The organism is Herbaspirillum sp. B65, from assembly GCF_000333555.1.
Lineage (GTDB): Bacteria > Pseudomonadota > Gammaproteobacteria > Burkholderiales > Burkholderiaceae_D > Herbaspirillum > Herbaspirillum rubrisubalbicans.
This window is the reverse complement of sequence record NZ_BADI01000820.1, coordinates 1-9,533: the sequence shown is the minus strand read 5'-3', so window position 1 is coordinate 9,533 and position 9,533 is coordinate 1. Positions and strand designations below refer to the sequence as shown.

General features: G+C 61.1%; 14 protein-coding genes. All 14 read right to left on the bottom strand.

Features of this window, described 5'->3' with window-relative positions; all coding sequences use genetic code 11:
- A partial coding sequence (locus tag I5W_RS19620; RefSeq protein WP_044530487.1) for a hypothetical protein occupies positions 1 to 203 on the bottom strand: 203 nt, incomplete at its 3' end.
- Complete coding sequence (locus I5W_RS19615) at positions 200 to 751, bottom strand: WbuC family cupin fold metalloprotein (RefSeq protein WP_044530486.1); 552 nt, start codon at positions 749 to 751, stop codon at positions 200 to 202. The genes I5W_RS19615 and I5W_RS19620, both read right to left, overlap by 4 nt.
- 161 nt (positions 752 to 912) lie before the next feature.
- Positions 913 to 1,251: a hypothetical protein gene (locus I5W_RS33565; RefSeq protein WP_252717127.1), complete on the bottom strand. Its 339-nt coding sequence runs from the start codon at positions 1,249 to 1,251 to the stop codon at positions 913 to 915.
- A complete protein-coding gene (locus tag I5W_RS19610) occupies positions 1,175 to 1,708 on the bottom strand; it encodes a nucleotidyltransferase family protein (RefSeq protein ID WP_252717126.1) in 534 nt (177 codons plus the stop codon). The genes I5W_RS33565 and I5W_RS19610 overlap by 77 nt, the downstream gene beginning before the upstream one ends.
- Before the next feature lie 7 nt (positions 1,709 to 1,715).
- Complete coding sequence (locus I5W_RS19605) at positions 1,716 to 2,771, bottom strand: zinc-binding dehydrogenase (RefSeq protein ID WP_044530485.1); 1,056 nt, start codon at positions 2,769 to 2,771, stop codon at positions 1,716 to 1,718.
- Positions 2,772 to 2,776: 5 nt separating this feature from the next.
- A complete protein-coding gene (locus I5W_RS19600) occupies positions 2,777 to 3,445 on the bottom strand; it encodes a class I SAM-dependent methyltransferase (protein ID WP_017449837.1) in 669 nt (222 codons plus the stop codon).
- A 3-nt stretch (positions 3,446 to 3,448) separates the two neighbouring features.
- Positions 3,449 to 3,691, bottom strand: a complete 243-nt coding sequence (locus I5W_RS33560; protein WP_252717125.1) for a hypothetical protein — start codon at positions 3,689 to 3,691, stop codon at positions 3,449 to 3,451.
- Positions 3,692 to 3,733: 42 nt separating this feature from the next.
- Complete coding sequence (locus tag I5W_RS19595; RefSeq protein WP_252717124.1) at positions 3,734 to 4,447, bottom strand: aminoglycoside phosphotransferase family protein; 714 nt, start codon at positions 4,445 to 4,447, stop codon at positions 3,734 to 3,736.
- Positions 4,441 to 5,046, bottom strand: a complete 606-nt coding sequence (locus tag I5W_RS19590; protein ID WP_044530484.1) for a haloacid dehalogenase-like hydrolase — start codon at positions 5,044 to 5,046, stop codon at positions 4,441 to 4,443. Before I5W_RS19590 ends, I5W_RS19595 begins: the two co-directional genes overlap by 7 nt.
- 1 nt (position 5,047) lies before the next feature.
- On the bottom strand, positions 5,048 to 5,980 hold the full coding sequence (locus tag I5W_RS19585) for a transketolase family protein (protein ID WP_017454923.1): 933 nt from the start codon (positions 5,978 to 5,980) through the stop codon (positions 5,048 to 5,050).
- Positions 5,977 to 6,804 carry a transketolase gene (locus I5W_RS19580; RefSeq protein ID WP_044530483.1) on the bottom strand — a complete coding sequence of 276 codons (828 nt, stop codon included), beginning with the start codon at positions 6,802 to 6,804 and terminating at the stop codon, positions 5,977 to 5,979. Before I5W_RS19580 ends, I5W_RS19585 begins: the two co-directional genes overlap by 4 nt.
- Positions 6,805 to 6,899: 95 nt before the next feature.
- Positions 6,900 to 7,892: a GDP-mannose 4,6-dehydratase gene (locus I5W_RS19575; protein ID WP_083893591.1), complete on the bottom strand. Its 993-nt coding sequence runs from the start codon at positions 7,890 to 7,892 to the stop codon at positions 6,900 to 6,902.
- Positions 7,893 to 7,894: 2 nt separating this feature from the next.
- On the bottom strand, positions 7,895 to 8,482 hold the full coding sequence (locus I5W_RS19570; protein WP_044530481.1) for an SIS domain-containing protein: 588 nt from the start codon (positions 8,480 to 8,482) through the stop codon (positions 7,895 to 7,897).
- Positions 8,479 to 9,429, bottom strand: coding sequence for an NAD-dependent epimerase/dehydratase family protein (locus I5W_RS19565; RefSeq protein WP_017449830.1), 951 nt, complete (start codon positions 9,427 to 9,429; stop codon positions 8,479 to 8,481). The genes I5W_RS19570 and I5W_RS19565 overlap by 4 nt, the downstream gene beginning before the upstream one ends.
- Between the last annotated feature and the right edge of the window lie 104 nt (positions 9,430 to 9,533).

Sequence of the window (9,533 nt, the reverse complement as noted above, 5' to 3'; positions counted from 1 at the left end):
TCGGACGATGATGTCGGTATCTGTGCCAGGCCGCACTGGCCACACATGACCATATCGATGGGATAGCTGGGCTGAGTCTGGCCCACCCGCTCCTGGGTGACATAGTCGTCGCCGATAGGCGTAGGCTTCAAGGCGAACACCAGATCAAGATCGTGGCTGCCGCAGGCACGGCAGGTAGTGCGGCGATGGATGATTTGTTTCATTGCTTTTCCGTGGCAGATTTGATTCTTTGTTCCAGTTCCCCAACGTAACGCTCGGCCAGCGCGGCATCACTGCCATCCGGCGCCCAATCGGGGAAGACAGTGGCATTCGGGAGGAAGGGGCCATTGGTGACTTCGTGGAAGACCAGGACGTCGGAGCGGATGATCAGGGTGTGGAAGATGGGGCGGTCCACGCGCTCATAGAACGGCAGTCCCGAAGCGTAATCGCCCATTTCTATGATCTGCGTGACCGCACCTGCATCGTCCATCATGACCAGATCGACGCGACCGGAGATCACGTGCATCGATTCCGACTTGCCTGGATGCTTGTGGGGGCGCACATAGGCACTGGGCCCCTGGATGACGATGAGCATCTCATGCAGGCTATCCTCAAGACTGTCATGCGCACACAGGCGTACCCGCTGGCGCGCATTGCTGGCAGATAGCTGCTCCAGGTGGAGGATGTCCGCACGAGAGGCGGTCACGACTTCCATGTCCGAATAGATGACTTCGGGATTCTGGAAGCGATATTGGCGCAGATCCGGATTCATGGCCCTTTCAATACAGCAAAAATGACAGCAAGAAGAGGTGGCTACCCGCCTGCCGGTGTGGCAGGCAATTGGGCAAGAATATCACCCGTTTTTGCCTCGCCATCCGCGAAACGGCCCCGCAAATACCCGCCAAATATTCGTTTTGCAGCACCTGCCTGCGTTCAGGAGGCCGATAGCTGCGCCATCAAGCTGGGCAGGTCCGGCCCCAGTGAGGCGAGCAGTTGCGTCCATGCTTGCTGGTTTTGAGGCTGCGCCGGTGGCATGGAAAAGTCCTGCTGCGCCTGGGCCCAGCTCTGCACGGTACCGATGTCCCGGTGATAGGAAGTGTTGGCAAACGTGGCAATGTGGCCAAGGTAGCGCGGAATGACTTCGGTGCTGAAGTCGATCTCGTGCCGGCCCAGACTCGCCAGCCAGGTCAGTACCTCAGGCTCCACGACATAGACGGCGGCATTGGCCAGATTGCCCGGGCGGTTGGGCTGTTTTTCGTGGAAGGCCTGCACTACGCCGCTGGTATCGAGCTCGACAATGCCGCAGGATTGGGGATCCCGGGTTTCGAAAGAGCATCATGGTCAGGGCTGGGCCCTGGGGGCTGTTCCGATGGGTGCTCAGGAAATCGCGACAATCGAAGCGGGTCAGGTTATCGGCGTGGGCCAGCAGGAATGGCTGCTCGCCAAAGAATTGCCGGTGGGTCAGCGCCGTGCCGGCCGTGCCCAGCAATTGCGGTTCATGAACCAGCGTTACGCGGTCGCACCAGGTACTGGCGGCAATATAGCGCTCTACCAGATCGGCACGATAATGGGTGTTGATCAGGATATCCTCCACCCCTTGGCGCAGCAGCGTTTCGATCCAGTAGTCCAGCAATGGCCGACCTGCCACCGGGACCAAGCATTTGGGCAGGAAATCAGTCAGGGGACGCAGCCTGGTTCCCAGGCCGGCAGCCAGCAGAAGCGCGCGCATGGCAGAGTCAGTGGTCCATGCGGATCAGGCAGCGACCGGACATCGCGCCGCTACGCATACGCTCGATGGCAACGTTGATGTCGTCCAGCTTGAAGTGTTCGGTAATGAGCGGCTTGAGCTGGATGAGGCCGGCGTCGAGCAGCTTGGTATAGCGTGGGATATCGACGTGCGGCACGGTCTCGCCGCCATGCGAGCCACTGATGGTCTTTTCGAAATGCAGCGGCAGCGAATAGATGCTGATATTGCGGCCCGCACGCGGTACGCCCACCAGTACCACTCGCCCCTGGGCCTTAGTCAGTTCATAGCCCATCTCGATGATGGGAGGCTGCCCAGTGTTGTCGATGAAGACGTCGATGCCCTGCTTGCCCATCAGCTCCACCAGCGCAGTTCTGGCGTCCACCTTGCTGGCATTGATCAGGTGCGTGGCACCGACCTGCCTGGCCAGCTCCAAGCGACCTTCGTGCAGATCCACCGCGATGATGGGATAGGCCGAGCGCAGCGAGGCTGCCTGGATGATGTTGAGGCCCACTCCGCCAGCACCGAAGACCACGACCGATTCACCCAGTCGGATATCGGCATTGTTCTCGGCCACGCCAAAACCGGTGGTGACGGCGCAGCCAAACAGCGCGGCCACATCCATGTCACTGGAGGGATCGATCCGGGTGACGCGGTTCTCCGAAACGATGGCGTACTCGTTGAAGGTGGCAATCAGGCCGGCGTTGAGGGTTTTGCCGCGCCAGGTGTACTTGGGGGGCAGCGACTCGATGCCCAGGCTCTTGCGCCAATGCAATACCACATGGTCGCCCGGCTTGACGAAACGCACGCCGGGGCCCACTTCCTGCACGATGCCCGAGGCCTCGTGACCCAGCAGGTGTGGCAGGTATTTGTCCTCGCCTTTGGCGCCGTCGATTTCACCCAATTGCGAGCCGCAGACACCGCTCACGCCGATCTTCACCAGTACCTGGCCGACTTCCAGTTGCGGCGGCAATTCGACTTCGTCCACGATCAGGGGCTGTTGCAGTTGCGCCAGGATGGCGGCGCGCATGGTCTTGGGGATGCTCATGGGCTTTACTCGAAATAGATCAGGGAATGGTCGCCGGTATAACCGGTCTGGCGGAACCACCAGTCCCACTCTTCGGGGGTGCAGAAGGCTTCGCAGGTGACTTGCCAGTACAGCAGGTTAGCCTTTTCGGTTTCGTTGCGATATGACTCGACGCAAACATACTTCTTCTTGCCGACCCGCTCCATCTCACGCAAGGCCTTGTCGAGATCGTAGTTGTGCAGGTTGTGCAGCGTGGTGATGGAAAAGACGAAATCGAAATATTGATCCGGGAACGGCAGGCTGGTGGCGCTGCCCAGTTGCAGGCGGTCGCGGATCTCTTCCTTGGCGTTTTCCAGCGCGTAGGAAGAGATGTCGATGCCATGGACCTCCAGGCCAGGCACCAGCAGCGACATTTCGTAAAGCAGGAAACCCTTGCCGCAGCCGACATCGAGCACCTTGTCGCCGGCCTTGAGGCCATAGTGGTCGATCATGGCCTGCGCCACCGGCGCCCAACGGCCCGGCATGTAACGGTAGCCGCCATAGCAGATGCGACGGTCGCCGTCCCAGTAGTCAACGCCCCATTGCTTGGCCAGTTCGGCCGCCTTGGGCTTGGGGAACTCGGGATCGTTCACGCGCGCCAGGTAGTCGCGCTGGGTGCTTTTGTGAACGGAACTGAGGAAATCGATATAGGCCATGTCTTATACCAGTCTGGATTGGAAAAATTGGCGTGCCTTGTCAAGCTGGCTTCGCTTGCGCTGGGTCACAGAGATCGAGGCGTCGGCAAACTGCCGACGGCGCGCTGCCTCGGGCAGGAATTCATTGAGCATGATGCAGCACCATTTGGCCTGCATGACCGGCAACAGCAAGCTGGCGCGTTCGCGCAAGGCGGCTGTATGATCGGACCAGGCCAGTGCCTGTGCGGCAAATGCGTCAAAACTCACTGGCCGCTACCGGGACGGCAGGCTGGCAGAAGAAGTCACCGATCATCTGGCCGGATCGTCCCAGCCGGCATATCTAAAATCGATGAAGCACAACGTGCCGTCCGGCTTGAGCAGGGCATTGTGAAAGCCGAAGTCCGAGGGGGAGATGCAATGATCGGCCACCGACAGCGCCGGCAGCCCGCTTGCGGCCAGCCGCCTGCGATGCTGCTGCCAGACTGCCGCGATATCGGCAATGAGCACGCCTGCTTCGGTGGCCAGCGCATCGTCGGGCGTGATGGCCTGCAGACGCGTGATGCGGCGATCTACGGTGGTGAGATGTTGTGTCAGGTCGAAGCAGGCCTCTGACGCCGCTGGCAGGCTGCTGCCGTCACGGGGCGCGGCATTGAGCGCTTGCAGAAAGCTGGCCGCCGCCAGAATGTGGGCAGACTGCAGCTGTGCGGCATCGATCTTCACGCCGTCGATGAATTCGTACAGCCCCACGCGCTGTCCTTGATCGCAGGCAAGGGCGCGCGGCACGCAGTGCAGTCCGAGCGCGCCGGCGTAGCGCAGGAAACCATATTCCGCACCCAAGCGGTCGCGGGTATCAGCGCTATCGCTGAAATAGGCCTTGGCCAGATAACGTCCGGCGGCCGTATCGACGGCATAGACGCGGTTGTTGCCACCGCCGCCGATGGCCGTCAGTGTCAGGCCGCGGGCATCCAGCCCGGCCTGCATCAGCAAGCCTGAGAGGGTGGCGTCCAGCCCGGCGTTCACCATCTGCCCTCGAAGAAGGCCTGGATCTCGGCCCATCCTGGTAGCCGGGTAAGATCCGGCGCGGCAGCATGGTTGTTTTCGGGATCGAACAACAGGCGGGTGGTCTGCGGCGGGAAACCAGGCAGACGCAAAATCTCGGGCAGGTCGTCGATGAAGTAATCGCACTGGCACTCTGCGATGCGGGCGATCTTGGCTTCTTTGGTCGGTTCGAAATACACCGCCTGCAGCGCATCGCTACCCGTGGCCGCACGCAGCGTGGCATCAATCCAGCCGGTGGCGGCCGCGTGCAGATCGTATTGCGGTCCCTTGAAGGGGTGGCGCGTCTTGTGGCTCACGATCAGCAGTTCGGCCCCTTGAGCATGGGCGTGGCGGATGAATTCGAAGACGCCCGGATAGGCTTGGGCCTCGCCCATGCGCGCCCCATAGACATAGCCTTGCATTTCGGTGAAGGCGGCATCGTTGCCGGCCTCGCGCAGGTAGTCGCGCACCGCCACCTTGGACACCGGCAGGCTGGCCGGTACCAGCCCCTGTTCGCTGGCGACCTTGTGGAACAGCGAGTCGTAGGTGACGATGGTGTTATCGAAATCCAGACCGATGCGCATTTCAGCCCGCCGCTTTCCGGTACGCAGCCTCCACCTTGGCAGCAATGTTGTCGGCAGTCAGACCATACTTGGCACGGGCGTATTCCTGCGAGCCGATCTCGTGCATGAAGCTGTCTTCCACGCCGAAGCCCAGCAGGCGTCCCTTCATCGGCTCCTGCTGTGCCAGCCATTCTGCGATGGCACCGCCGAGGCCGCCGATACGGCTGTGCTCTTCCACGACCGCCACCACTGCGTACCCGGCAAAGGCCTGTTGCAAGTTCGCTTCATCGAGCGGTTTGACGGTATGGAAACTCTCGACGCGCGCCGAGATGCCGCGCGCCTGCAACAATTCGGCGGCGGCCATCACGGTCGGCAGCAAGGTGCCGGCGCCGATCAGGCAGACATCGTCACCGGCGCGCACGTTGATGGCGCGGCCGATCTCGAAGTGCTCATCTTTCTTGGGAACGATCTGCTCCCCCTTCTTGCCGATGCGAATATAGACCGGACCGTTGAGCTTGAGGGCGGCGCGCAGGCACTGGCGCAGCTCGACCTCGTCGGCCGGCGCCAGCACCGTCATGTTGGGCAGCACGCGCATGATGGCCAGGTCTTCGCAGGAATGATGGGTCGGGCCGAGTTCGGCATACGACAGGCCCGAGCCGGTGCCCACGATGATTACCGGCACGTTGTGATAGCAGGCGTCCACCCGGATCTGTTCGAAGCAGCGGGTGGTGGTGAACGGGGTGATGGTATAGATCACCGGGCGCAAGCCGGACAGCGCCATGCCGGCCGCCACTCCCATCATGTTGGCTTCGGCGATGCCGCAGTTGAGGAAGCGCCCGGTATTGGCCGCCTTGAACTTGTCGAACAGCTTGTTGCCGATATCGCCCGACAGCAGTACCACGCGTGGGTCGCTGCTGCCCAGTTTGGTGATTTCGTCTGCAAACGCGTTTCTCATGCCTGTACTCCCAGTTCCTGATAGGCGGCGGCCACTTCGTCTGCGTTGGGAATCCGGTAGTGCCAGTTGTTGTCATCTTCCATGAAGGAGACACCCTTGCCCTTGATGGTATGCGCTACCACGGCGATGGGTTTGCTGTCGGCGGCGCGCGGACGTCCCATGAGCTCGACCAGTGTGCTCATGTCGTGGCCATCGATTTCGGTAGCGTCCCAGCCGAAGGCGCGCCACTTGTCCACCAGGGGATTCAAGGCCAGCACCTCTTCGCTGCGACCGGTGGCTTGCCATTTGTTGAAATCGACCAGCACCATCAGGTTGCCCACGCGTTGGGCTGCTGCCATCATGGCCGCCTCCCATACGGAGCCTTCGTTGCATTCGCCATCGCCGAGCAGCACCGTGACGTCATAGCGCCGTTGCTGAATGCGCCCGGCCAGTGCCATGCCCAGGCCGATCGGCAGGCCATGTCCGAGCGAGCCGGTCGCCGCCTCGATGCCGGGCAGATGGTCGGGCGTCGGCGGGTGTTCGGCGAAGATGCCGCCATCCTTGCCATAGTCATCCAGCAGGGACTGGGGGTAGAAGCCACGCAGCGCCAATACCTGGAACAGGGCCGCAGCACCGTGGCCCTTGCTGAGAATGAAACGGTCGCGTAACGGGTCAGCCGGCTGCGAGGGATCAATGCGCAGCGTGCTGAAATAGGCGGCGGTGAGGATGTCCACGCAGGAAAGGCAGGAGCCCAGGTGCGGGGTCTGCGTGCGGTGGGCGTTGTCGATGATGCGGCCACGCAACTGGCTGGCGATGGTCTTCAACGAGGTGATGTCTGGAGCCATAAGGATCTATCCAAAAGCAATGCCCGTTTTCTCAAACGGGCAGCAAAAACGATGCTGCATTTGCCGTGGCTGCAACTGAAGGGCGATCAGGACTATCAGGGCTTATGGACGTAATTCCATTCCATGGCCTTCATCGCGTCCAGGTTTTGCTGCACCCAGTTGACGCATTCATCCAGTCCTTCGTCGAGCGAGACCTTCACGCTCCAGTCCAGGGTCTGGCGCAACTTGCTGCTGTCGAGCATGTAGGCGGCATCCTTGCCCAGGCGTTCGCCGACGATTTCCACGTTGGCGGAAAAATCCACTCCCAGCTTGGCGCAGATGCGCTCGACCAGCTCGCGCACACTGACGATTTCGTCGGTGGAGATATGGTAGGTCTGGCCATTGACGCCACGGCTTGCGATGGCATGGGTCGCGCTGGAGACATCACGCATGTGGATGAAGGAGCGACGTGACAGACCGCCGCCGTGCAATTGCAGTTTCTTGCCGGTCAGTACCGACAGGATGGTGCGCGGAATGATGCGGTACAACTGCTGGCCCGGGCCGTAGACGTTGGCGGCCCGGGTGAAGACCACCGGGAAACCGTAGGCCTCGAAATAGGTCTTCAGGCTCATGTCCGCCGCCGCTCGCGACACCGCGTAGGGTGTGCTGGGGTTGAAGGGCGTGTCTTCCTTGATGAAACCGTCGGTGCTGCCATAGACCTCGGGCGTGGTGATGTGCACGTACTTGTCCAGGAAGTCGCACTGGCGCAGCACTTCATGCAGGCGGATGGTGGCCATCACATTGGTTTCGAACCAGTGCTCCGGGTTCTTCCAGCTTTCGGCCACCATGCTCTGCGCGGCGAAGTTGACCACGCAGGCGGGCTTTTCGCGATGGATCAACTCGGTGAGGGCCGCCAGATCCTTGTTCAGGTCATAGGGGTAGAACTTGAACGTGGCCTGATGCTCCGACCAGCGATAGGGCAGGAAGGCCTGGTGCGGCTCCTGCGAGCGGCTCGCGCCGATGACATCATGCCCCTGGCGCAGCAGGTAATCGACGAAGCTGGCGCCGGAGAAAGAGTTGCTGCCGATGACGAGATATTTTTCCGACATGTTCATTCCACTGCGGGTTTGTTTTCGTAGAGCCACTGCATGACCATATGCCCCACGATCACCTGCATGTCTTCGGCGATCTGCATGTCGTCCACGGCAAAGTGGATGGGGATGTCGCACAGGGCCTTGGCCTTGCCACCGCTGTAGCCGAGGATGGCGCAGGAGAGCACATCCATTTTCCTGGCCTGTTCCAGCGCGCGCAGGATGTTGGCCGAGTTGCCGCTGCCCGAGAGCGCGATGAGCAAATCCCCCGGCTGTGCCTGTACGGCCAGTTGTTCCGAGTAGATGTGGTCGTAACCGATGTCGTTGGCCAGGCAGGTCAGCACGGCGGCGTTGGCCGACAGTGCCGAGACCCGCATACCGCCGCCGGTACGCTTGGCGATGCCATACAGGAAATCGTTGGCCAGGTGGATGGCATTGCCGGCACTGCCGCCATTGCCGCACAAGAATACCTGACGGCCCTGCAGCCAGCATTGCTGCATGTGCTGGGCCAGTCGGCCCACGCCGCTCCAATCCGAACCCGCCAGCACCGCCTGCAGGCGGGCAGCGTAGTCCTGAAAGGCGGTCACCGACAACTGCGCGGAGCTCATGCGGCCTTGGGAGCCAGCACGGTCTGCTCCATCCACTTCAGGTTGTAGTAACGGTCTTCATCCTTGAGCACGCCGCTCTGGAATTTCTCGATGATTTCGGTGATGGCAGTCTCGACCGACTTGGAGGGCTTGAAACCGGTGGCCAGCAGCTTGTCGGAGTTCACGCGGTAAGAGCGGGGGTCGTTGGATTCAGTGACCACGATATCCACCGGGATATGCTTGGCCACCATCTTGGCGATGTCCAGGATGGAGATGTTCTCGAAACCGGCGTTGTAGACACCGGTGATTTCCGGGTGATCGATCAGGTGCAGGTAGACGTCGGTGATGTCGTCGATATGGATATTGGGGCGCACCTGGGTGCCGCCGAATACGGTGATCTTGCCCTTGGCCAAGGCCTGCATGGTCAGCAGATTGACCGATACGTCCAGGCGCATACGCGGTGAGTAACCGCACACGGTGGCCGGGCGCACGATCTGCACGATCATGCGGTCCTTGTAGCTCAGTAGCACCGGTTCGGAGACCATCTTGGTCTTGTTGTATTCGGAAATGGGCTTCAGTTCCAGGTCTTCGGTGACCTGCAGTTCTTCCTTGACGCCATAGACGCTGCCCGAAGACGCGTAGATGAATTGCTTGACGCCCTTGCGCACGGCCTTGTCGGCCAGTTGCATCGTGGCCAGTGCGCTGACTTCCCAGGTCAGCTTGGGATCGAGATCGCCACAAGGATCGTTGGCCACCGAGGACAGGTGAATGATGGTGTCCACGCCATCCAGGTTGATCTGGTCGATGTTGCGCACATCGCCGGCGGTCACGGTCAGGTTGGGGTGCGGCGCCAGGTAGTTGCCGAACCACATGATGTCCAGCACATGCACCTTGTAGCCGCGCGCCAGCAGTTTGGGGACGAGAACGCTGCCTTTGTAGCCGCAGCCGCCGGTGACCAGAATATTCATATCTACGCGTGATTCCCTAATATTGAAGACTTGCAGCCCGGATTGTGCTGCGCTCGCCATTACTGATGCGGTCGGAATGTTCATATGCATCTGCATCCACCCCG

Excerpts from the sequence above, each read along its gene's own strand:
- I5W_RS19610 (WP_252717126.1), bottom strand. The coding sequence starts at position 1,708 with ATGCGCGCGCTTCTGCTGGCTGCCGGCCTGGGAACCAGGCTGCGTCCC.
- I5W_RS19595 (WP_252717124.1), bottom strand. The coding sequence starts at position 4,447 with ATGGTGAACGCCGGGCTGGACGCCACCCTCTCAGGCTTGCTGATGCAG.
- I5W_RS19600 (WP_017449837.1), bottom strand. The coding sequence starts at position 3,445 with ATGGCCTATATCGATTTCCTCAGTTCCGTTCACAAAAGCACCCAGCGC.
- I5W_RS19575 (WP_083893591.1), bottom strand. The coding sequence starts at position 7,892 with ATGTCGGAAAAATATCTCGTCATCGGCAGCAACTCTTTCTCCGGCGCC.
- I5W_RS19570 (WP_044530481.1), bottom strand. The coding sequence starts at position 8,482 with ATGAGCTCCGCGCAGTTGTCGGTGACCGCCTTTCAGGACTACGCTGCC.
- I5W_RS19590 (WP_044530484.1), bottom strand. The coding sequence starts at position 5,046 with ATGCGCATCGGTCTGGATTTCGATAACACCATCGTCACCTACGACTCG.
- I5W_RS19615 (WP_044530486.1), bottom strand. The coding sequence starts at position 751 with ATGAATCCGGATCTGCGCCAATATCGCTTCCAGAATCCCGAAGTCATC.
- I5W_RS19585 (WP_017454923.1), bottom strand. The coding sequence starts at position 5,980 with ATGAGAAACGCGTTTGCAGACGAAATCACCAAACTGGGCAGCAGCGAC.
- I5W_RS19565 (WP_017449830.1), bottom strand. The coding sequence starts at position 9,429 with ATGAATATTCTGGTCACCGGCGGCTGCGGCTACAAAGGCAGCGTTCTC.
- I5W_RS19605 (WP_044530485.1), bottom strand. The coding sequence starts at position 2,771 with ATGAGCATCCCCAAGACCATGCGCGCCGCCATCCTGGCGCAACTGCAA.
- I5W_RS19580 (WP_044530483.1), bottom strand. The coding sequence starts at position 6,804 with ATGGCTCCAGACATCACCTCGTTGAAGACCATCGCCAGCCAGTTGCGT.